At 54.0% G+C, this 22,360-nt stretch carries 18 protein-coding genes; 6 read left to right on the top strand and 12 right to left on the bottom strand.

The window, feature by feature from the left end; genetic code table 11:
* Positions 1-45 precede the first annotated feature (45 nt).
* Complete coding sequence (locus tag BLP91_RS12745) at positions 46-321, bottom strand: hypothetical protein (protein WP_143003554.1); 276 nt, start codon at positions 319-321, stop codon at positions 46-48.
* A gap of 234 nt (positions 322-555) precedes the next feature.
* On the opposite strand from BLP91_RS12745, the gene BLP91_RS12740 reads away from it, so the two are divergent.
* From BLP91_RS12740 to BLP91_RS12725, 4 genes are all read left to right on the top strand, one after another.
* Entirely contained in the window at positions 556-1,092 is a 537-nt protein-coding gene (locus BLP91_RS12740) for a DUF2249 domain-containing protein (RefSeq protein WP_245662260.1), read from the top strand.
* A 10-nt stretch (positions 1,093-1,102) separates the two neighbouring features.
* The gene (locus BLP91_RS12735; protein WP_245662259.1) at positions 1,103-2,371 is read left to right on the top strand and encodes a heme-copper oxidase family protein; all 1,269 of its coding nucleotides are present in this window, start codon (positions 1,103-1,105) and stop codon (positions 2,369-2,371) included.
* 30 nt (positions 2,372-2,401) lie between these two features.
* A complete protein-coding gene (locus tag BLP91_RS12730) occupies positions 2,402-2,707 on the top strand; it encodes a metal-sulfur cluster assembly factor (protein WP_091571743.1) in 306 nt (101 codons plus the stop codon).
* Positions 2,708-2,826: 119 nt separating this feature from the next.
* A complete protein-coding gene (locus tag BLP91_RS12725; RefSeq protein ID WP_176757965.1) occupies positions 2,827-3,177 on the top strand; it encodes a cupin domain-containing protein in 351 nt (116 codons plus the stop codon).
* Between the two features lie 293 nt (positions 3,178-3,470).
* On the opposite strand, the gene BLP91_RS12720 is transcribed toward BLP91_RS12725, so the two are convergent.
* From BLP91_RS12720 to BLP91_RS12695, 6 genes are all read right to left on the bottom strand, one after another.
* The gene (locus tag BLP91_RS12720) at positions 3,471-5,780 is read right to left on the bottom strand and encodes a nitric-oxide reductase large subunit (RefSeq protein WP_091571738.1); all 2,310 of its coding nucleotides are present in this window, start codon (positions 5,778-5,780) and stop codon (positions 3,471-3,473) included.
* A 154-nt stretch (positions 5,781-5,934) separates the two neighbouring features.
* Positions 5,935-7,125 (bottom strand): TDT family transporter, encoded by a 1,191-nt coding sequence (locus BLP91_RS12715; protein ID WP_091571735.1) that lies wholly within the window; start codon positions 7,123-7,125, stop codon positions 5,935-5,937.
* Between the two features lie 89 nt (positions 7,126-7,214).
* Positions 7,215-7,931 (bottom strand): respiratory nitrate reductase subunit gamma, encoded by a 717-nt coding sequence (narI, locus tag BLP91_RS12710; protein WP_091571732.1) that lies wholly within the window; start codon positions 7,929-7,931, stop codon positions 7,215-7,217.
* Positions 7,928-8,470, bottom strand: a complete 543-nt coding sequence (narJ, locus tag BLP91_RS12705) for a nitrate reductase molybdenum cofactor assembly chaperone (RefSeq protein ID WP_091571730.1) — start codon at positions 8,468-8,470, stop codon at positions 7,928-7,930. Before narJ (BLP91_RS12705) ends, narI (BLP91_RS12710) begins: the two co-directional genes overlap by 4 nt.
* Positions 8,471-8,527: 57 nt before the next feature.
* Positions 8,528-10,000 carry a nitrate reductase subunit beta gene (gene narH, locus BLP91_RS12700; RefSeq protein ID WP_091571727.1) on the bottom strand — a complete coding sequence of 491 codons (1,473 nt, stop codon included), beginning with the start codon at positions 9,998-10,000 and terminating at the stop codon, positions 8,528-8,530.
* Entirely contained in the window at positions 9,990-13,679 is a 3,690-nt protein-coding gene (locus BLP91_RS12695) for a nitrate reductase subunit alpha (RefSeq protein ID WP_176757964.1), read from the bottom strand. The genes narH (BLP91_RS12700) and BLP91_RS12695 overlap by 11 nt, the downstream gene beginning before the upstream one ends.
* Before the next feature lie 735 nt (positions 13,680-14,414).
* Here BLP91_RS12695 and BLP91_RS12690 point away from each other — a divergent pair.
* Positions 14,415-14,654 (top strand): hypothetical protein, encoded by a 240-nt coding sequence (locus BLP91_RS12690; protein ID WP_143003552.1) that lies wholly within the window; start codon positions 14,415-14,417, stop codon positions 14,652-14,654.
* Positions 14,655-14,716: 62 nt separating this feature from the next.
* Here the strand turns inward: BLP91_RS12690 and narI (BLP91_RS12685) are convergent, their stop codons facing one another.
* From narI (BLP91_RS12685) to BLP91_RS12665, 5 genes are read right to left on the bottom strand one after another with little or no spacing between them, the layout of a single operon-like run.
* A complete protein-coding gene (gene narI, locus BLP91_RS12685; protein WP_091571720.1) occupies positions 14,717-15,418 on the bottom strand; it encodes a respiratory nitrate reductase subunit gamma in 702 nt (233 codons plus the stop codon).
* A gap of 25 nt (positions 15,419-15,443) precedes the next feature.
* Entirely contained in the window at positions 15,444-15,968 is a 525-nt protein-coding gene (gene narJ, locus BLP91_RS12680) for a nitrate reductase molybdenum cofactor assembly chaperone (RefSeq protein WP_091571718.1), read from the bottom strand.
* Positions 15,943-17,487 carry a nitrate reductase subunit beta gene (narH, locus tag BLP91_RS12675; protein ID WP_091571715.1) on the bottom strand — a complete coding sequence of 515 codons (1,545 nt, stop codon included), beginning with the start codon at positions 17,485-17,487 and terminating at the stop codon, positions 15,943-15,945. Before narH (BLP91_RS12675) ends, narJ (BLP91_RS12680) begins: the two co-directional genes overlap by 26 nt.
* Positions 17,477-21,160, bottom strand: coding sequence for a nitrate reductase subunit alpha (locus BLP91_RS12670; RefSeq protein WP_091571780.1), 3,684 nt, complete (start codon positions 21,158-21,160; stop codon positions 17,477-17,479). Before BLP91_RS12670 ends, narH (BLP91_RS12675) begins: the two co-directional genes overlap by 11 nt.
* A 19-nt stretch (positions 21,161-21,179) precedes the next feature.
* Positions 21,180-21,590 carry a hemerythrin domain-containing protein gene (locus BLP91_RS12665; protein WP_091571713.1) on the bottom strand — a complete coding sequence of 137 codons (411 nt, stop codon included), beginning with the start codon at positions 21,588-21,590 and terminating at the stop codon, positions 21,180-21,182.
* A 310-nt stretch (positions 21,591-21,900) separates the two neighbouring features.
* On the opposite strand from BLP91_RS12665, the gene BLP91_RS12660 reads away from it, so the two are divergent.
* Positions 21,901-22,311 carry a hypothetical protein gene (locus BLP91_RS12660; RefSeq protein ID WP_143003551.1) on the top strand — a complete coding sequence of 137 codons (411 nt, stop codon included), beginning with the start codon at positions 21,901-21,903 and terminating at the stop codon, positions 22,309-22,311.
* Positions 22,312-22,360 lie beyond the last annotated feature (49 nt).

Raw genomic sequence — 22,360 nt, 5'->3', positions numbered from 1 at the left:
CCTCCTTCCCAAGATCGTAGAGATTGACACGCAGGCTTGTTTTCCCTAAGCTTGCGGGGTCTTCCGAACTTCGTATCTCGAATCCAATACCTCCGCAATTCGACGGCATGGATCGATCCCTTCCCCTTCCACTTTCAGGACGAAGGTGTCCCCTTTTTTTAGATGAGAAAAAAACACCACGAGCCCCAATAAACTCTTTCCGTTGCATAAAACACAACCCCGGCAAAAGTAGACCTCCCTTTCCAGTGAACCGGTAACATTGGACAACTCGATCATTTGATGAAGAGACCAATCTCCTGGAAACACCATCTGTTGTTCCATCATTCGCTCCCTCCGCTCATTGCCAATGTGGAATGCCCGTGAGTGTTTTTATCCCGTCCCTTCCCCTTCAGTATGGAGCGATCAGCCCCCTCTGTTTGTGATCACTCTCACAAAAACGGGCCCTTGTCATGATTTCTCAACAAAGACAACGGGTTTTGTGATAATCATCACCTCCTATTTTCAGTGAAGGGGTTATGATCGATGTGAACACCCTAAAGAAAGAAGGGAAGGTCATTGAGACGAAAATCGAATACCTCCCCCAAAACCGTCGAACTGGATATTCGGGAGGATTTGCGCAATAAAAAAGAGCCCTTTGAAAAGATCATGAAGGCGGTCCGCTCTCTCGAAAGAGATGACACGTTCATCCTGCACGCCACGTTCAAACCGAAACCTCTGATCGGTCTGTTGCGTAGCAAAGGATTTAAGAGCGAGACAGAGCAGTTGGGACCGGATCACTGGGTGGTCACCTTCGTCCATAAAAAAAAGGCAGCCTCCTCGATGGAAGGGACCAGCTCCTCCCACCGACAGCCCGCTCCCTCTGACCGGGAATCATCCCGGGTCTGGGAACTGGACAACCGCGGTCTGGAACCGCCCCAACCGATGGTGCGGACACTGTCTACCCTGGAGCGGATGAAGGACAACGACACCCTCATCATCCACAATGACCGAGTACCGGTCTTTTTGTTGGAGGAACTGGACGGGCTCGGCTATGATTACCGCGTGGAAGAAGCGGAAGACGGTTCCGCCTGGGTGACTATTCGTAAAAAATAGGGGGGATTGGATGCAAATGCATGCGGGAATGCCGGGGACAACGGTGGATCGAGCCACTTTTCGTCTACCTTTCCTGTTTATCGTTACAGGAATGATCGGTTTTGTCACCTTTCACCTTTTCACCCTGGTGGGCCATCTCGGATGGATCGATGACGCACCGCGAAACCCAGTCGGTTGGTCCCATGTCCATCTCATCCTGCTCGGATGGGCCACCATGGTCGCCATGGGCGCCGTCTATCAATTGATTTCCGTCATCCTGCAGCGCGACGTTTACAGCCGAAAACTCGGCTTTATCCAATACGCCCTGTTCACCTTGGGTGTCGCCGGTCTGGTTGTCGGTTTTCGACAGTTTCAAACCGGCTGGATCGCCGCTTTTGCGCTTCTCACCTTTACAGGGATCCTGCTATTCACCTGCAATATCGGACAAACCCTGCGATTGGCCCGCAGTTGGAACCCCATCACTCTCAGTGTCGCCTCGGCTCTCATCTACCTCCTGCTGGCGGGGGGAACGGGACTTACGATGGGAATCGGCTTCGCCACCGGCTGGGATGCATCTTTTCGTCTGCAGCTTTTAACCGCCCACCTCTGGTTGGGAGCGGTCGGTTGGTTTGGGCTGCTGATTACCGGTTTCAGTTATAAATTGCTGTCCATGTTTCACCTCGCCCACCAGGTTCCCACCAGGAAACAGAAGGTGGTGTGGTTCCTGTGGAACCTCGGGGTGATCACAGGGGTCACCGCTTCCATTCTCGATGCTCCCCTCGGCCATTGGCTCGGTGGAGGATTGATCACATCGGCCTTGATCGCATACAGCCTGCACCTCAAGGAGATCCGGAAACACGCGATCAAAAAACACCCCGGCCCCGGCATTGCCTTCACCCAGTGGTCCGCCCATGGCGTCACGCTGATCGCGGTGCTGTTTCTCATCTCAGCTCCCTGGCTCTCCTTCGAGGATCCCCGCCTTCAGTTGATCCTCGGCTGGATTTATCTGTACGGCTGGGTCGGCATGACCATCCTCGGCTATCTCTCCAAAATCGTTCCTTTTCTGTGGTGGACGTACAAATACGGCGTTCACGCCGGTAAACCATCCACCCCCACCCTCGGCGATCTGATCAACCAGCGATGGATTGGGATCACCTTAAAAATGATCGGGATCGCACTGCTCTTGATGACGGCGGGAATCGCCATCCCATCGGAAATGTTCACCGTCCTTGCCGGTGCCGTTCTATCCCTCAGCTCCCTCGCCTATATAACATGGATCGCCCTCGTCTTTGTCCGCTAGGATTGCCGATCAAAAGGAGGTGATGGAACCATGTCCTTAACGGTAGAAGACGCCACTCAACTGCTGAAGCAAGTGATCGATCCGGAGCTGGGCGTCAACGTGGTCGACCTGGGCTTAATCTACGACTTACAAGTAGACGGTGGCTGCGTCTATGTCCGTATGACCTTAACCACCCCGGGCTGCCCGCTTCACGATACCATCGCCGAAGGCGTGCGACGCGCCCTCCAAGAACATCCCGACATCCAAGAAGTTGACGTGGAACTGGTTTGGAACCCGCCATGGAATCCGACGAGAATGTCCGAGGAAGCCAAACGCCAACTGTTCTTTTTCGGATAAATCCTGCGTTGAAAGTCGACACGTTTCCCGTCACGGGAAACTTTTTTATTTATCCCCCGATCGGAGAAGGAGGTTCGCTCAGATCTCCCGCATCCAGACAGGAGATGAGTGGCGGGTCCTTGGTCTCCTTTATCCACGATGCGCCTCCCGGAACCGGTGTTCCAATGCATATCCACCGGGATGATGACGAGTGCCTCTATGTCATCGACGGGGAGCTGATCGCACAGTTGGGAGACGAGAAGCTGGAAGCCCGTCAAGGAGATATCGTGTACATGCCCAAGAGCATCTCCCACGGTTTTCGAATCACCGGTGAGTCGATGCCCAAAGTCCTATCACCGACGAGCGACTCCGAAAAGATGTTCGACGGACTCTCCAGACTACAGCCGAAAGAGACCGAGAAGACTCGAGAGGTGTGCGCCGCTAACAATGTAACATTCCTCTCCCCTCCTTCTGCCGTGAAAATGATATGATCCTTATCCCTTGTCAAACAAGCTAAACCCGTCTTTTATAAGTGAAGAGCCGCCCATGTTATCGGCGGCTTTTATAAAGAGATGGCTTTGATCGCCCTGCGCAGACAACCAAACGGAGATTGGAAAGTAGTGGACGCCCAAAATCAAAGCGACCGAAGCTTTCTTGAACAAACAGAGGGGTCGGGGATTAAACGCTAAACCTTCCCAACTCCGATGAGTGACCTTCCCCTGATACCTGAAATTCCCTCTATAAATAAGCCTTACGCCGGAGCGTAAGGCTTTGTCCTCGGGAACTATTCTTTTGTCGGCTTGCGAAGATGAAAGAGGGAGCGGACTACGAACCAAACGAGGGGGAGCACACCGACCAGAATGAAAATGGTATCGGGCAGCGCTCTCCACCACAGCAGTGTTTCAACCAACGGCTGTTCATAGAAGGAGGGGTCCCGGGCCACCCAAAACCCTTGAGTGTAGGATTCCTGCAACTGAATCATACCCACAGGCAACAAAGTCACCAAAATCATACCAGCCAATCCGATATTGAGTCCCCACATGGAGATCTTCAGCAAGCGGTCGTTCCATTTTTCCGGCTTGACCAGATTCCGCATGGTGTAAAGAAGCACCGCAATCGCGAACATCCCGTACACGCCCATCAGCGATCCGTGACCGTGGGCCGGTGTGAGGAAGGAGCCGTGTTGAAAATAGGAGACCGCCGGGAGGTTGATCAGGAACCCGAGCACGCCGGCGCCGATCAGGTTCCAGATCGCGGTCGAGATCAGAAACCAGAAGGAAGCCCGGTAAGGAAAGTGAACGCCGCCGTGTTTAAGCACCCGGTATTGTCCGTAAGCTTCCAAGATCAACAGGGTGAGCGGAACCACTTCCAGGGCGGAAAAAACTGCACCCAGTCCGATCCATGCCTCGGGAGCACCGATCCAGTAGTAGTGATGGCCGGTGCCGATCACTCCGGAGCCCAACAGTAGAATCAGTTGAAAATACAGGGCGCGCACGGTGGATTTTTTGGTCACCAGGCCCATGTGGACCATCAAAAACCCGATCACTACCACCGCGAAGACCTCGAAAATGCCTTCCACCCACAGGTGGATGATCCACCACCGCCAGTAGTCTGCGTAGGTGATGTTGCTGGATGGGTTGAAGAAAAAGGCGAAGATGTAGAATACCGGAACCGCGATGGCCGCGTAGAAGAGCAGGTGAGTAAGCCCTCCCTTATCCGTCTCTGTGCGGAGTGCCCCGCGCAAGCCGCGCCAGACGATCAACAGCCAGATGAACATGCCGACGGCGAGGATCACCTGCCATATCCGGCCCAGTTCGAGGTATTCCCAACCCTGGTGGCCGAACAGGAACCAGGCGTTGCCCAAGTAGCCGTTGACACCCAACCACTGACCGATCAGGCTGCCGAACACCAGGATCACCAACGCCCAGAAGAGGAAATCAACCCATTTCCCTTGACCCTTCGGTTCCTGTCCTCCGACCAGCGGGGCGAGATAAATCCCCATACCCAGCCAGGCGGTGGCAATCCAGAAGATGGCCAGCTGGAGGTGATAGCCTTTGGTGATATTGAAAGGGAGAATGTCGGCGATAAAACTCAGCCCGAAAAAGCTGTCCGGTTCCAGGTAGTAGTGGGCGAGCAGACCACCGAGCATCGATTGGATCAGAAACAGAAGGGCAACGACCGCGAAGTATTTCCCCGATTTCAACTGACTGGGTGTCACCCGGAGATTTTTCAGATCGAACTGGGGAAACGTCTTCGCTGTATACGCTTCCTCCATATCCAGCTTGTACCGCCAGTACACGTACACGATCAATCCGATGAACCCGATCAGCAGCGCCACACTGGCGGCGCTCCACCAGACGGATGAATAGGACATCTCATTGCCAGCTTCCGAATCGTAGGGCCAATTATTGGTGTAGGTGTAGCTTTCACCGGGACGGTCCGTGCTGGAAAGCCAGCTGGTCCAGAAAAAGAAGTCACCGATTTGCGTCAGTTGATCTCCTTCCCCCACCCAGGCTCGATCCTGCTCCGGCATGTGTTCTTCCTGTATCAATCCGGGTTGAATTCCGCGTCCATCCCCATCGGTGAAGACCTTTGCGTAGTGGTCCCTCACCGCGTTCAAGGCATGGACTTCCGCCTCGCTCAAGGTAAGCGTATCCGTTTCCGGGTCATATCGATTTTTCTTCAATTCCTTCTTGACTTTGTCCTCGATGACGACCTGCTGTTCAGCACTCAGCTCCTCCCACGGCTTGTCGTAATCCCGCTCAGCAAAGAAGGACTGCATCGCTTCCACCTGAATATGCAGGGCTTCCGCCGTGAAGTCCGGACCCAGATAGGAACCGTGGCCCAAAACGGAGCCGTAATCCATCAGCCCGTATTTCTGATAGACTGCTTGCCCCCCTTGAATCTGCTCAGCGGTGGTCACGACATCTCCCGTCGGATCGACCACCTTGTCCGGACGGGGAGCCATGGATTGGTACACCCAATACCCACCGATCAACAACACCGTAAATCCTAAGACGATGGTTAAGATCAGCACCTGTTTCAAAAGTGACCGCCGAAATCGTTGCGGCCGGGGCTTCACTTCCGGTTTCACGCTGTACCCCTCCCTCTATTGATGGCATCGTTTTACACTTTCAGTATGGAGGGCTCAGCCTATTCGGTTTGTGATTCCCTACACAAACGGGGGAACTGTCAACGTTTTGTAAACCAAACCGACCAAAAAAGCCCTGAGGGCTCCCCTGGGGCTTTTAACCGATCATCTTGGATCCGTCCGCAGCTTTGCCGCGTATATTGGCCTTGATATAAAGCAAGCATTCGTTCACAAGCAAGCCCAACACGATCCAGGCGCCGCCGGTGAGAATCCAGCGGTGGATGAGGTGGAGGATGGATAGGTGCGCAAAAACTGTTTCGGATAGATCGAAATGGAGTGTAAACGCATAGAGCATCCCAAAGGTAAAGTTTCTAGACCACTGGGTGATCCGGTGAGTTCCGATCCCCACTGTGGGGCCATATTGCTTCAATCTCATGGCCACCCGGACCAGTTCGATTGTTTCTACGATCACAAACCAGACAAGGACCCAAAGCCAGATGAGCAGGGTCCAGTCTGGTGACACCGCTCCCGAAGTAGCAGCGGCCAAACCGGTAATCGACATCGCCCCATGGATGATGCAGTTGGTGTTTTCCCAATCGTCGGCAACGGTCCATTCCCGCAACCGGCGATAACGATTGACGACGAGCAGCCATCCGACGACATACAGGATGACACCGAAGAGGATCATAGCCTGACTCCAACGCATGAGAATAGGATGATCGATGATAGTGTTGTAGAGTACCACCAGGGATTGTGTACTGACCGTGGACAGCAATAGGACCCCGTGGGACTTGTTCCGCAAGGCGGGTGTGGTGATGATCCTTCTAAAATTGGCCCAACACTGCTTGATAAAGAGGATCCATAAGCACAGATTCACGAGGGCCATCAAAAAGACGATCCATCTCGACTCAGGCATTCGCTCGTATAAAGCAACACCCAGTACCGACGTGCCTGCAATCCACGTTCCCAAACCGAAACTCTGAATAGGGTGCTCCAAATGGCGTCGGTAAAACATTCCCTGTCTGTACGATCGAACAAAGGAGGCCGTGATCAATATCCACACCAGCAATAAAAATACGGTCAGATCTTTACCCAGTCCCTGATCGAGGACGGGGAAATGGTGAATCGCCCCGTTGATGAATATACCAATTGCCATCACCGTCGCACCGGAAGCGGTGACAGCTTCTTTCTTTTTAAAAATCCATCGTTGACTGATGATGACCAAGCTGGCCAATACAAACAGCCGCAACCATTCGTAGGGACTACCGGCGATCCACAGGACCGCCCACACCCCAAACAGCACCACCACCTGTAAGACTGACCAATAAAACGCATGCGTTTGATTCATGACGATAGCCTCCACCCATTCCCTATCTTCTCCAAAATGCGGGACGAATCCATCATACTGGGATTCGCCCCTACTTCCGACACGACAATCTATACGACGGTCTTATCCGATTTCCGTTCGCAAGACGGGCGGCGCTGACGGTAGATCACATAGCGGCGGCGCAAATAAGTGAGTGGAAAACTGAAAACGTGAACCAGGCGCGTAAACGGCCAAACCGCGAACAAGCTGAGAGCAGCTAGGATGTGAATCTTAAAGGCAACCGGAACCGCTGTCATCAAAGAAGCGTCGGGTTGAAAGGTGAGGATTCCCCGTATCCACGGATTGATCGTCGTCCGATAATCAAACCCCGTTTGGCCAACCGCGTTGGTGCCGGTGGCAGTGAGACCGGTAAACAAGACGATCAATATAAGGACGATCGCCACTCGATCTCCAACACTGCTGGTCGCACGCACCCGTTTCACCCGGAACCGACGCACCATCAGGATGAAAGCGCCGATGAGCGTGGACAGGCCGGCGATTCCCCCAGCGGACAATGCCATCATGTGGTACGCCTCATCGGAGATCCCAAGACCCTGATAGACCGAGATCGGTACCAGTAACCCTGCCACATGGCCGACAATGACAAAGATGATCCCCCAATGAAATAGGAGGCTCCCCCATCTCAATGTTCGCTTCTCCAGAAATTCGCTCGACTTGGAGGTCCAACTGAAGGGGTAGTGGTTCAATCGATAAAAGTGCCCTGTGATAAAGATGGTGATCACAATATAAGGATAGATGATCCAGAGAAATTGATTCCACCCGTTCATGGGGCTTCCTCCTCTGCAATCGATTGGATGCCCTGCTGATCGAGGATGAACAAAAGCGCGTCAAAGATAGCGACATATGGGCTGTCCATCTTCGTCAGATGTTCCTGGATATCCTGTATCGCTGGACGATATTCACGGAGAAGGGCCATACCGGAATCGAGCCGCGCCACAGAGGCAAATTCCAGCATGAGCGGCAAATAATCGGGCAGCTCACCTTCCACCATTTGAAAGCCATTCTGGGCATACACCTGCTTTAAGGCGAGCAGTGCGGAGCCGCGTTCGCGCTGCTCGCCGTGCCGGGCATAGGTGAGATACAGATGGGTTTTTTTTCCGAAATCGAAGGTTTGCACGTAACGGATCTGCATCGCTTCGATCCCCTCCTCGTCCACAAACTCCGCGAATCGAAGGATATAGGGAGCAATGGGATCCTCGAACGGATCGATCGCTCGCCGCAGATCGCCCACCATCTTCTTCCACCCCTCCTCAGGATATTGCAATAAAAAGGAGATGAGTCGAAGTCGATTTTGTAATGTCTCCATAAGGAATCACCCTCCTCCAGATCGCGATCGACTGAAATGCGTCGTATCCATCGATCGTCAACCAAAAACCCCGCAGGAACCCGGTCCACCAGCAAAATCGAGTCCACAAGCTCCTTGCTCCAGCATCAGGTCTGAACATTCCTCCTTATGAGCGGCAGGAATGACGAACCGGTCTTCGTATTTGGCGATAGCTAGCAACCGATACATGGCCTCCACCCGATCAGCATCCATCCCCACTTTCTCGAGCCATTCCGGCTCCATCTGCCCCCCGACATGGACCGTACGCATGTAAGAACGCATCGCCGCCATTTTTTTCAATACGCGACGGATCACCTTCGTATCGCCTGCAGCAAGCAAGTTGGCCAAATACTGAATCGGAATCCGCATCTCATCGATAGCGGGAAAAACGTCCTCCGGGTGAGCCGAGCTACCCTTCCCTTCAAACCGATTGATAATCGGGCTGAGGGGCGGTACATACCAGACCATGGGCAATGTGCGGTATTCGGGATGCAGCGGTAGGGCGATCTTCCAATCGACGGCCATCTTATAAACAGGCGAGCGTCGGGCCGCTTCCAACCAATCCTCCGGAATTCCATCGTGACGGGCCTGCGCGATCACTTCGGGATCATGGGGATCGAGGAAGATCGAGAGTTGGGATTCATATAGGTCTTGTTCATCGGCGACGGAGGCGGCCGCTTCCACGGCATCAGCATCGTACAAGAGGATGCCGAGATAACGGATCCGCCCCACGCACGTCTCCGAACAGATTGTCGGCATCCCGGCTTCAATCCGCGGGAAGCAGAGGGTGCACTTCTCCGCTTTGTGGGTTTTCCAATTGAAGTACACCTTTTTATAGGGACAACTGGAGACGCAGAAACGCCATGCCCGACACGCCTCTTGGTCGACCAGCACAATGCCATCCTCATCGCGTTTGTACATGGCCCCGGAGGGACAGGCGGATACACAGGATGGATTGAGGCAGTGCTCGCAGATTCGCGGTAAATACATCATGAACACGTCCTCAAATTCCATGCGAATCGACTCTTCGATGTCCTCCATATTTACATCCTGCGTCCCCGTCTCGTGTGCGCCTGCAAGGTCATCTTCCCAATTGGGTCCCCACTCGATATCCATGTACTCGCCGGTGACGGTGGATTTGGAGCGGGCCACCGGCTGGTGTTTCTTCTCCGGGCTGTCGGTCAGTTTTTCGTAGTCGTAGGTCCAGGGTTCATAATAATCATCCATCGTCGGTTGATCGGGGTTGTGAAAGATGTTGGCCAACCGGCTGGCTCGACCTCCCGAGCGAAGCTCCAATTGTCCGTCTTTAAGGACCCAGCCCCCCCGATAAGTTTCCTGATCCTCCCATTGTTTCGGATACCCGATCCCCGGCTTGGTCTCGACGTTATTCCAATACATGTACTCGGTGCCGGAACGGTTGGTCCAGGTGTTTTTACAGGTGACACTGCAGGTGTGACAGCCGATGCATTTGTCCAGATTCATGACCATCCCGATTTGCGCTTTAATCTTCAAGCCAGTCCACCTCCTGCAATTTGCGAATCACCACGTTCAGGTCCCGTTGGTTCCCAGTGGGGCCGTAATAGTTAAAACCGTAGGAGAGCTGCGCACAGCCGCCGATCATATGGGTCGGTTTGACATGGATGCGCGTCGGGCTGTTGTGGGTGCCGCCGCGTGTTTGGGTCAGTTTGGTCCCTGGGACATTGATCGTCCGATCCTGGGCGTGGTACATAAAAGCTACTCCCCGGGGAAGCCGATGGGAGACGACAGCCCGTGCCACAACCACCCCATTCCGATTGAAACACTCGATCCAGTCATTGTCCTCAATATCGGCTTCTGCCGCATCATCCTTGTTCATCCAGACCGTGGGACCCCCGCGGAACAATGTGAGCATCATCTGGTTGTCAAAGTACATGCTGTGAATCGACCATTTGTTGTGGGGGGTCAAATAGTTCAACGTCACTTCCTTGCCCTCCCTGTCGGGACGGTCGCTCTCGGGATGAAACGGTGCATGGTGAAGCATCGGCTTGTAAGTAGCCAGTCCTTCCCCGAATTCCCGCATTATCTCGTGGTCGACATAGAAGTGCTGTCGCCCGGTGAGCGTTCGCCACGGAATGCTTCGTTCCACGTTCGTCGTAAAGGGAGAGTAACGTCGGCCGCCCTTTTCCGAACCGCTGAAGGTCGGTGAAGTGATCACGGTTTGGGGTTGGGCAGTGATCTGATCGAAGGTAAACCGATCCTCCGCTCGGTCTTCGGCAAGGTCCTTCAGTTTTAGTTGTGTTTTTTCCTCCAACGCCTCCCACGCCCGCAGGGCCAGCTTCCCGTTGGTCGTCGATGAGAGGGTAAGAATCGCTTCCGCGACGCGGCGGTCGGTGCTGATGTCGGGACAGCCCTGTGCGACCCCATCCTGATCGATGGTCCCGTTTACGCGTTTCAATAGATCATACATATCCTCCGCCGACCAGGAAATCCCTTTCGCTCCCATGGGTTTCTCCCGAACCCGCGGCCCTAAGGCGATCATTTTTTCGTATATCTGGCGGTAATCCCGTTCAACCACCTGGATGCGCGGCATGGTCTCGCCAGGGATGGGATCCACTTCCCCCTGATGCCAATCCCGAATCGCGCCGAAGGGCTGGGCCAATTCATCGGGGGAGTCGTGTTGAAGCGGGATCGCCACCACATCGTGGACCGGCCCATCAAACTGCGACCGCGCCATGTCAGAAAAGACCTTGGCCAACTCCTTAAAAACGTCCCAATCCGACTTCGCTTCCCACGGCGTCGCGATCGCCGGGTTAAATGGATGGACGAAGGGGTGCATGTCGGTACTGCTCAAATCGCTCTTTTCATACCAGGTGGCCGCGGGCAGGATGATATCGGAATACAGCGATGTGCCGGACATGCGGAAGTCCACATTGACGAGCAAGTCCAGTTTGCCTTCGGCGGCTTCATCCCTCCAGGTTACTTCCTCGGGGCGTAGACTGGCGGAATCATCGTTCATCAACCCGTGGGAGGTGCCGAGGAGATGCTTGAGGAAATATTCGTGTCCTTTGCCGGAACTGGAGATGAGATTGGCCCGCCACACGAACAGGACTCGGGGGAAGTTGTCCGGTCGATCGGGATCTTCGATGGCGAACTGCAAATCGCCCTGCTTCAACTGGTCCGCCACAAACCGACCGACTTCCTCCGATGTGTCCGCCCCCTGTTTTCTCGCTTCCTCAAAGAGAGTTAACGGGTTGCGATCAAACTGCGGATAGGACGGCAACCAACCGAGCCGTGCCGCCAGCACGTTGTAATCGGCATAGTGACGGTAGCGTGCCTTGGACCGCAGGGGCGAGACCAACTCGTCCACCGGCGTTTCCTCATAGCGCCACTGATCGGTCGCGAAATAGAAAAAGGAGGTTCCATTCTGCAGACGCGGCGGTATTGTCCAATCACGGGCGAAGGCGATCGTTTGCCAGCCTTCTGCCGGACGCAATTTCTCCTGGCCGACATAGTGAGCCCAACCTCCTCCGTTCACACCCTGTGCGCCGACCATCAGCACCAGGTTGAGGATAGCGCGATAGATCGTGTCCGCATGATACCAGTGGTTAATCCCCGCTCCCATGATCACCATCGAACGTCCCTCGGTATCCACGGCGTTTTGCGCAAATTCCCGGGCGATCTGTATCACCAACTCCCGCTTGATCCCCGTTATCGGCTCCTGCCAGGCCGGAGTGAAAGGAGCCACCTCATCGTAGTCGTCAGGCAGTCCGTCGCCCAATCCTCGATCGATGCCGTAATGGGCCAGGATCAGATCATACACACTGGTAACCCGGATCGGGCGGCCGTCCTCCCCTTCAATCCACTTGACCGGGACCGCCCGTTCCATCACGCGCCGTCCCTTTTCATCGAAATAGGGCAACTGAACCGTCACCACTTCATCTTCTGCGCCGAGCAGACTGAGTCGGGGGTTGATCGACTGACCCGTCTCATCATCCTGCATTTTTAAATTCCATGTCCCTTCATCGCTCCAGCGGGAGCCGATGGTCCCCTGAGGAATCGCATATCCCTCCCGGTTCTCGTCGTAGACCACCGGCTTCCATTCCGCACGATCGACCGATTGGTTCAGATCGGACGCTAGCAAAAAACGATCCGCCGTATAGCCCCCCTCCTCTGATCGCAAGGTGACCAAGAAGGGAAAATCGGTAAAGCGCTTCGCATATCGAGTGAAGTATTCCGTTTCCCGGTTCACGTAGAACTCTTTGAGGATGACATGCCCCATCGCCATCGCCAACGCCCCATCGGTCCCCGCTTTGACTGACATCCAATCGTCAGCGAACTTCACATATTCCGCATAGTCGGGGCTGATCGATACCACTTTCGTACCGCGATAGCGGGCTTCCGCCATAAAGTGGGCATCCGGCGTTCGAGTGAGCGGCAGGTTGGATCCCCAGACCAACATATAGGTAGAGTTAAACCAATCGCTGCTCTCAGGGACATCGGTCTGATCGCCCCAAATTTGAGGAGATGCGGGAGGCAAATCGGCGTACCAATCATAAAAACTTAGCAGGGGTGAGCCGATCAGGGATAAAAAGCGAGCGCCCGAGGCATAACTGATCATCGACATGGCAGGAATGGGGGAAAACCCGAGAATGCGATCAGGGCCATAGGTTTTCATCGTATGGATCGTGGCCGCTGATATGATCGCGAGCACTTCACCCCACGAAGCACGCACCAATCCGCCTTTCCCCCGTGCGGCTTTATACCGTTTCACCTTGTCCGGATCGTTCACGATCCGGTCCCAGGCGGCCACCGGATCGTCGGTCTCTCTCAGGGCCTCCCGCCACATATCCCTCAACACACCGCGTATATAGGGATACTTCACTCGCAGAGGGCTGTAGATATACCAGGAGAAGCTAGCACCCCGCGGACACCCGCGCGGCTCAAACTCCGGCATATCCGATCCGGTCGAGGGGTAATCGGTGTGCTGGTTCTCCCACGTCACAATGCCGTCTTTGACAAAGATGTTCCAACTACACGATCCGGTACAGTTAACACCATGGGTGGAACGGACCACTTTGTCGTGCTGCCAACGCCTGCGATAAACCTCCTCCCATTCTCGACCCTGGGGGGACACTTCACTCCAGGATTCGGAACGTTTTTTTCCCGGGGTAAAATATTTCAATTGGTTCAGGAAAGGAATGTTTTTTTTCATGATCCAACCTTCTTTCTCATAGGTCTCGATACATTTTTCATGGCACACGATCTCAGGGACGTCGGACAACGGTCATTATCTCCCATCAAAACCACCACCTCGTTCCTTTCACCTTCAGTATGAGTGGTCCACCCCTTCCCTTTTTGTGATCATCCTCACATGTTTCAAATCCTTCACCATTTCGAAACACCTATAAAAAAGGAGAAGGGGGTCCCTTCTCCATCTCAATCGGCTGCAGCCGTAGCATGAACATCCCGCCCTGATGGGGAGCTGAACGGTATGGACAAAATCACCACCGTATCCCTTCAGCCCGAGGCATCGTGATGGTTATTCAGCATCAGTCGGCGACCACAACAAAATAACTGATACCGGTATGTGGATAAAAAATGATCGTTCCCTTTGATGGTCATTCCTCAATGGATCACCATCGCGATCACATCGATTCGTTTATCCACTTCCTCTTTTCCTACCGCTTGCGCGCCGTAAATTTCACCGGTGAAGGGATGGAACACGCTTCAGCGTGATCGGATTCGCCTGTGGATCATAACCGGCACGGGTATATACCCAACGCATAGAGCCCGGGATTTTGTTCTCTCCATAATTAACTGAAGAAAGATGGAAACATGAGAGGTTTGATTAAGAGGGTTAAGCGTTGGTGCGATGCTATTCGCCTTGACGGTAGGTGGCTTCACAGCCCAGTCCGTATCTGCCAAAAGCGCTGTGGTGGATACCGGTTTGAAAGCTGTGGCCGAGGATCAAGCGGACAGAGCTTCTTTGCAAGCCAGAAGTGAACTGGCCGCCACCACCGAAGAAGAAAAGGAAAATGTTGCAGCCGATCTTGGAGCGGCGGCAACTCCTTTGGATGATGGCGATGAAAATGGCTTTTCACCCAATTTAGACGTTGTCCTCGATGAGCTCCTCGGCGGAGACGATGATAACAACGATGATGATGGACTGCTCGGAGGTCTGCTCTAAATCGGCAACCACAAAGAGGGGCCGCCCCAATCCATGGGCGGCCCCTTTTGACTGCAAGGCCGTTAACGATTGGTCAATTTTTTCCCCTGCATCCTGCGGTACACGATGTAATTGCGGTTTAAATATTCCAGGGGCAAACTCCACATATGGACGAGCCGGGTAAAGGGCCAAATCCCGAACAGGAACAGAGCGGAGAAGATGTGAATCTGAAAACCGATCGGCGCACTGGTCACCAGCTCTACATCAGGGGTGAAGGTTAAGATCCCACGAAACCAAGGGCCGATCGTCTCCCGGTAATCGAAGGCGCCTCCGGAGGCCGTATACCCCACGGTGTTGGTAAAGCCGGTGATGATCACCACCGATAACAGGATCAACACGAGAAAATCCCGTTTTTGGCTGTTGATGCGGATACGGCTCACCGTGGAGCGTCGGTACAACAAGAGAAGGGCGCCGACCGCGGTGGCTACACCAGCCGCCCCACCAAACCAAACCGCGCCGAAATGGTACATCTCCTCGGTGATCCCGACCGCTTCATAAAAACCTTTGGGGACCAGAATGCCCGCCACATGACCGAAAAAGACGAAGATGATCCCCCAGTGAAACAGAAGGCTCCCCCATCGCAATCGACTCATCTCCAAAAACTCACTGGACTTGGCCGACCACCCGAAGGTATCCGTGTTGTAGCGGTAAATATGGCCGACCACAAACAACGTGAGCATGAGATAGGGGTAGATCAACCAGAAGAACTGATCATAGGTACTCATGGGATTTCCTCCGTTCCGTGTCACCTCAAGAGACCACTTGATTTTCCTCGAGAAAGGAGTCGATGGCGCGAAGGCATCCGCGCACCACCCACTGATAGGGGCTATCGATCTCCTCCAGCCCCTCCAAAAGCTGATCGATTCCCTTCTTGTGGATCATCAGTACTTTTCGGCTGTACGGCGAATCCGCAATCGCAGCAAACTCCAGCACCAATGGGAGATAGTCAGGTAGTTCATCGCTCAACAAAGGGAAGCCCGCCTCTCGGAATTCCTTTTTCAATTTGAGGAAAGCTTCCCCCCGTTCCCGTTGATCGCCGAACAACGGGTAGGTGAGATACAAGGTCGTTTTATCACTGAAGTCAAAGGTTTGCACATAGCTCTCACACAGGGTGTCCAGTTCGACCTGATCCAAAAAGCGGAGATAACACTCCCGCACCCCCCGATGCTTCAAGGAGGCGACCTCCTCGCGTAACGCCTCGTTCTCCACCCACTCCCGATCCGGGTACTGTAAAAAGATCGAAGCCAGCTTAAAGATCGTTTGATGTTCGTCCACCGATATCCCCCCAATACGCTTCTCCAAACTGATAGGAATCGGTCATATTCGGATTGACCGCACAATCGGAACAGCCTTCCATAAAATCGTATCCAGCCGTGCCTTGACCGAGAAACATATTGTCCGCATGTTCCCGGTGAGAAGAGGGAATCACATAGCGATCGGAGTACTTGGCGATCGCCGCCAGTTCATACATCTCCCGCAGGGTCTCCTCGGTCATATCGATCTGTTTCAACAGATTCTGATCCGGCTGGCGGCCCAATTGAACCGAACGCATGTAACTACGCATCACCACCATCTTTTTCAGAACCGACCGGATCACCTCGGTATCCCCGGCGGTGAATAGGTTGGCCAGGTATTGGATGGGAATGCGCATATCATCGATGGCAGGAAAAATCATCTGGGGATGGATCCCATCGACCCCGTTGCCAAAGGAGTCCATAATCGGGCTGAGCGGAGGCACGTACCAAACCATCGGCATCGTCCGATACTCGGGATGGAGGGGTAACGCGATTTTTTGCTCCACCGCCAATTTATAGATAGGAGAACGCTGGGCTGCCTCGATCCAATCGTCGGCGTAACCAGCTTTACGAGCCTCCTCCACCACTTTGGGATCGTGGGGGTCGAGAAACAAATCCAGATGAGCCTGATACAGATCCTTTTCATCGGTGACTGAAGCCGCCTCTTCCACCTTATCCAGATCGTAGAAGACGATCCCGATGTAGCGAAGCCGACCGACGCAGGTTTCCGAGCAGATAGTCGGTTGCCCCACCTCGATCCTCGGAAAGCAGAACGTGCATTTTTCCGCTTTATGCGTTCTCCAATTGAAGTACACTTTTTTGTATGGGCAGCCGGTCATACAGAAACGCCAGCTCCGACAAGCGTCCTGATCGACGAGGACGATGCCGTCTTCATCCCGTTTATAGATCGCCCCCGAGGGACAGGAAGCAACGCAAGGAGGATTGATGCAATGCTCGCAGATACGGGGCAGGTACATCATAAACGTCTGCTCAAACTGGAATTTCACTTCTTCCTCCAATCCCCGCATATTGGGATCACGCCAACCCGTTTCATGGACACCGGCTAAATCGTCCTCCCAGTTAGGCCCCCACTCGATCTCCATATAGTCGCCGGTCAACTGGGATTTGGGGCGGGCGACGGGCTGGTGCTGTTTTTCCGGACTCTCGATCAGCGTCTCATAATCGTAGGTCCACGGTTCATAGTAGTCATCGATCGGCGTCACATCGGGATTGTAGAAGATGTTTAAAAGCTTATTGGTCCGTTTGCCGGCCCGCAGTTCCAACTCCCCGTCCTTCAACACCCAGCCGCCTTTGCGCTCGTCCTGGTTTTCCCACTCCTTGGGGTAACCGATCCCCGGTTTGGTCTCCACATTGTTCCACCACATGTACTCCGCTCCAGGGCGGTTGGTCCAAGTGTTATTACAGGTGACGCTGCAGGTGTGGCAGCCGATACACTTGTCCAGGTTCATCACCATGCCGAACTGCGCTTTAATGTTCAAGCCAGTCCACCTCCTGCTCGCTCAGTCTGCGGATCATCACCTGCTCGTCCCGTTGGTTCCCCGTCGGTCCGTAATAATTGAACCCATAACTCAACTGGGCATAGCCGCCGATCATCTGCGTCGGTTTGACGTGAATTCGGGTCGGGCTGTTAAAGGTTCCCCCGCGTTGCTTGCTGATGGTCGATCCGGGAACATAGATGTAGCGGTCCTGGACGTGATACATGAACACGACCCCCCGAGGCAGCCGGTGGCTGACGACCGCCCGAGCGACGACCACCCCGTTGCGGTTGTACATCTCCAACCAGTCGTTATCCGCGATCCCTACCTCCGCCGCATCCTCGTTGTTCAACCAGACGTGGGGCCCTCCCCGGAACAGGGTCAACATCGGCAGGGTATCCCAGTAGGTGCTGTGATACGACCATTTGTAGTGCGGCGTCAAATAACGGAGTGCGATCTCCTTCCTCTTTACATCGGGGCGACGATCCCCCTTATAGAAAGCTGCTTTGCGCAATGGCGCCCGGAAGGTGGGCAACTCCTCCCCGAACTCCAACATCAATTCATGGTCCAGGTAGAACTGTTGCCGACCGGTCAGCGTCCGCCAGGGGATGAGACGCTCCACATTGGTGGTGAAGGGGGAGTAACGACGATTTCCCGTCTCTGTCCCGCTGTAGACGGGAGTGGACAGCACCTGTCTCGGTTGGGAGGTGATCTCCTGAAAGGTGATGTGCTCCTCCGACCGCTCTTCCACCAGGTCCTTCAGCTTCTGTCCCGTCTTTCGCTCCGCTTCCTCCCACGCTTTCATCGCCAAAGAACCGTTGGTGCTACTGGACAGGGACAGGATCGCCTCCGCCGCATTGCGATCGGTGTACAGGCTGGGGCAATCTCGGTACTCTTCGGTCTCCGACGCTCTTCCGATCAACTCCTTCAAACGATCGTACTCTTCCTTCGCGTTCCACCCTAAACCTTTCGCTCCGATCTGCTCCTTGACCATCGGTCCCAGGGCGATAAATTTGTCATACACCTTGCGGTAATCCCGCTCCACGACGTGCAGACGGGGAAAGTTGACGCCCGGCACCGGTTCGCTGCCGTCCTTTTCCCAATCTTGAACCCGTCCGTAGGGTTGGGCGATCTCGTCCCGCGAATCGTGCAACAGAGGGGACGCCACCACATCTTTCACCATCTCCGGAAAATGCTTTTCCGCCAACTTGGAAAAAGTGTGCGCTAGTTTTTTGAAGAAATCCCAGTCGGACCGGGATTCCCACGGCGGCGCGATCGCCGGGTTAAAGGGATGGACGAAGGGATGCATGTCAGTGCTGCTCAGGTCGTATTTTTCATACCAGGTCGCTGCCGGCAGCACCAGATCGGAATAGAGACCGGTGCCATTCATGCGAAAATCCACATGGATCATCAGATCCAGCTTGCCTTCCGGTGCCTCCCCACCCCAATCGATCTCCTGTGTGGTGAGATCGGAACTAGGATCATCCATGTTGGCGTGATGGGTCCCCAACAGGTGCTTGAGAAAGTATTCATGACCCTTGGCGGAGCTGCCGATCAGGTTGGCCCGCCATACAAACATCACCCGCGGAAAATTTTTTGAGTGGGACGGGTTTTTCACCGCAAACTGAAGTTCCTTATTTTTAATCCGGTCAACCACATACTGAATGGCTTCATCATCGTTCTTTGCACCGGATTTCTTATAAAAGTGAATCGGATTCTCCGTAAATTGCGGGTAAGACGGAAGCCATCCGAGACGAGTGGCCAGGTAGTTGTAATCCCCCCCATGCTGATACCTCGGCTGCTCCATCAAGGGCGACACCTGATCACCCATCCCTTGGTCTTCGTAACGCCACTGCTCCGTCGCAAAATAGAAAAACGAGGTTCCGTTCATCAGCCGAGGCGGTCCACCCCAGTCCCGAGCCATCGCGATGGTTTGCCAGCCTTCCAGCGGCCGAACCTTCTCCTGACCGACGTAATGGGCCCATCCTCCTCCGTTCACCCCTTGCGATCCTGTCAGCAGCACCAGGTTGAGGATCGTTCGGTAGATCGCGTCGGAATGGTACCAGTGATTGATACCGGAGCCCATCACGATCATGGATCGTCCCTCGGAGTCGACGGCGTTCTGTGCAAACTCCCGGGCGATTTGCGCCGCCGTTTCGCGATCGATGCCCGTCAGCTTCTCCTGCCAGGCCGGGGTATACGGTTTCGGATCATCATAATCGGCGGGATCATCACCGGGCAGTCCCCGGGAAACCCCTGTTTTAGCGAGCAAAAGATCAAATACCGTGGTGATGTACTGGGTTTTTCCGTTTCGCTGAATGGCTTTGACCGGTACCCCTCGATACAATACGGTTTTACCCTCCGGTTCAAAATGAGGGATCTTCAACGTAACGACCTCATCCTCTCGACCCAACAAGGTGAGCGCAGGATCGATTTCCCCCTCGCCGCTCGCGTCATCCAAGTGCAGATTCCAGTTTCCATCCTGTTCCCAGCGGTGACCGATCGTCCCGTTGGGTACTTTCATGCGATCCGTCCTTTGATCCCACATCACCGTTTTCCACTCCGAATGCTGCGAAGACATCCCTAAATCGCTCGCCCGCAGGAAGCGATCCGCGACGAAGAAGTCATTTCCCTCTCCCTTCAACAGAATCAGAAAGGGAAGGTCGGTAAACTTCTTCACGTAATCCGTAAAGTAATCGGTCGGCTGATCCACATAAAATTCCTTTAAGATAACGTGGGTCATCGCCATCGCTAGGGCACCGTCCATCCCCGGCTGAACCGCCAACCATTGATCGGCAAACTTGACAAAGTCCGCGTAGTCGGGGCTGACGGTCACCACTTTGGTGCCTCGGTAGCGGGCTTCCACATAGAAGTGGGCATCGGGCGTCCGCGTCTGGGGCAGATTGGAGCCCCACACCAGCAGGTAACCGGAGTTAAACCAGTCCGAACTCTCCGGCACATCTGTCTGTTCCCCCCATATTTGCGGGGATGCCGGAGGAAGGTCGGCATACCAGTCATAGAAACTCAACATCGATCCACCGACCAGATTGAGAAACCGAGCCCCGCCGGCATAGCTGACCATAGACATCGCGGGAATCGGCGAAAATCCGAAAATGCGATCAGGCCCGTACTGCTGAATCGTATGGATCATCGAGGCGGCAATCAGCTGATTGATCTCCTCCCAATCGGCACGCACAAAGCCCCCCTTTCCCCGGGCGGACTTATACCGTTTGCTGTTTTCCGGATCCTCGACGATCGATTTCCAGGCCGCGACCGGTTCGCCCGTCCTCTTCAGAGCATCCCTCCACATCCGGAGTAACGCTCCCCTCACATAGGGATAACGGATGCGGAGCGGACTGTATGTATACCAGGAAAACGATGCTCCCCTCGGACAGCCCCGCGGCTCGTATTCGGGCAGGCCCGGACCTGTAGATGGATAATCCGTCTGCTGGGACTCCCAGGCGATAATGCCGTCTTTCACATGCACCTTCCAACTGCAGGATCCGGTACAATTGACTCCGTGGGTGGTGCGGACCACTTTATCGTGTTGCCAACGGCGCCGATACACCTTTTCCGACTCCCGCCCGTAGGGGGACACCTCGGAGTGGGGCGCATTTTTTTCCGATTGCCCGAAGTAACGGAGTTTTTTTAACAACGGAGCCACTTTCCTGTTCATGGACATCACCTTTCGGGTGTTATAACAAATCTCGTTCCTCTTGGCGGCTGTGGATGCGATTGATCAACAACAGCGCTTCAAAACGGGCAAAAACCTCATAATTAACTCCGCTCTGTTTCCACTTCACTTTGATCTCATCCAGCAACTGGCGCATGAGATCGTGATCCCGTTTCATCATATGGACGACGGGTGCCAGTTCCGGATTCCGCTCCACCTTTTTGGGGAACAACCCTTCCTCCTCCGCCTGGGCATGAGCGAGAATTCGCTTTTCCCAGTGCTCGATCAGCGCATCGGCCACTTCATGAACCTCTTCTGTTCGCCGTTCTCCATGCAACCTTCGCAATAAGTCAGTCAGACTTCGCGCCTCGCGAAAGGCACCGTTATGAATGGAACGATGGGAATGTTCCCGTTCCAAGGAAGGACCTGACATCGTAACACCCCTTTTTGTGAATAGCGTCTCCATAACAAAAAATGGTATACATACCTCGGAAAGGCACTACAACTCCATAAAAACCTTTTCATTCCGAATCCATTTTTAACATCATGGTACGAGGGCCATTTTTTAAAATGAATTTTACGGATCTTTAACCTGTTTACTTTAAAGGAGCGAGGACCCCATCATAGCAATCGAGTCTGTTCGTTCAATTTCCATAAAGAATGTGACCTAATACACACTAGGGGCCTTCAAAAATGGTAGAGTGAAGCATGGGAGGGGAAGAACGTAAGGGAGGATCATGCTGTTGAACCAGATTATGTTGTTCTTTCACGTATTAGGGGCGATCGGAATGGGGTTTTATCTCCTGTTGCCCTTTTTTCTGCGACGATCGGTCTTGGAGCAGCGACCGATCTTATATGTGATGTATTGGATGAATTTTATCACCCAATGGGTGCTCGTGCTTCAGCTGTTCAGCGGCGGGCACTTGTATTTCAACGGAAATTATTCTTCTCTATGGATCACTCTGGTGTTGATCACGTTCACCCTGATCGGCGCGTTTGGGGGCATGTTCGGTGCCTATCTTCGGAGATATCGTAAGTCCCCTCAAAAGTTCCCGTTTCATTCGTGGCTGCGGAAGGTCCGTGTGCACGCCATTCTCACTTCGATCTGCATGTTTCTGATCATTGTGTTGATGCTCTTTCCCTACCGGTTTTAATCCGAGTAAAAAACTCCTTTGCCTCCCGGTAGCCTATGCCAGGGAGACA

The sequence above is a fragment of the Melghirimyces thermohalophilus genome (assembly GCF_900102685.1).
Classification (GTDB): Bacteria; Bacillota; Bacilli; order Thermoactinomycetales; family DSM-45169; genus Melghirimyces; species Melghirimyces thermohalophilus.
The sequence above is the reverse complement of the archived record's forward strand: the minus strand, read 5'-3'. Positions and strand labels throughout refer to the sequence as shown.

Bases quoted from the DNA above. Each gene is read 5' to 3' on its own strand.
- BLP91_RS12745 (WP_143003554.1), bottom strand. From the start codon at position 321: ATGGAACAACAGATGGTGTTTCCAGGAGATTGGTCTCTTCATCAAATG.
- BLP91_RS12735 (WP_245662259.1), top strand. From the start codon at position 1,103: ATGCAAATGCATGCGGGAATGCCGGGGACAACGGTGGATCGAGCCACT.
- BLP91_RS12730 (WP_091571743.1), top strand. From the start codon at position 2,402: ATGTCCTTAACGGTAGAAGACGCCACTCAACTGCTGAAGCAAGTGATC.
- BLP91_RS12715 (WP_091571735.1), bottom strand. From the start codon at position 7,125: ATGAATCAAACGCATGCGTTTTATTGGTCAGTCTTACAGGTGGTGGTG.
- narI (WP_091571732.1), bottom strand. From the start codon at position 7,931: ATGAACGGGTGGAATCAATTTCTCTGGATCATCTATCCTTATATTGTG.
- narJ (WP_091571730.1), bottom strand. From the start codon at position 8,470: ATGGAGACATTACAAAATCGACTTCGACTCATCTCCTTTTTATTGCAA.
- BLP91_RS12695 (WP_176757964.1), bottom strand. From the start codon at position 13,679: ATGAAAAAAAACATTCCTTTCCTGAACCAATTGAAATATTTTACCCCG.
- narI (WP_091571720.1), bottom strand. From the start codon at position 15,418: ATGAGTACCTATGATCAGTTCTTCTGGTTGATCTACCCCTATCTCATG.
- BLP91_RS12670 (WP_091571780.1), bottom strand. From the start codon at position 21,160: ATGAACAGGAAAGTGGCTCCGTTGTTAAAAAAACTCCGTTACTTCGGG.
- BLP91_RS12665 (WP_091571713.1), bottom strand. From the start codon at position 21,590: ATGTCAGGTCCTTCCTTGGAACGGGAACATTCCCATCGTTCCATTCAT.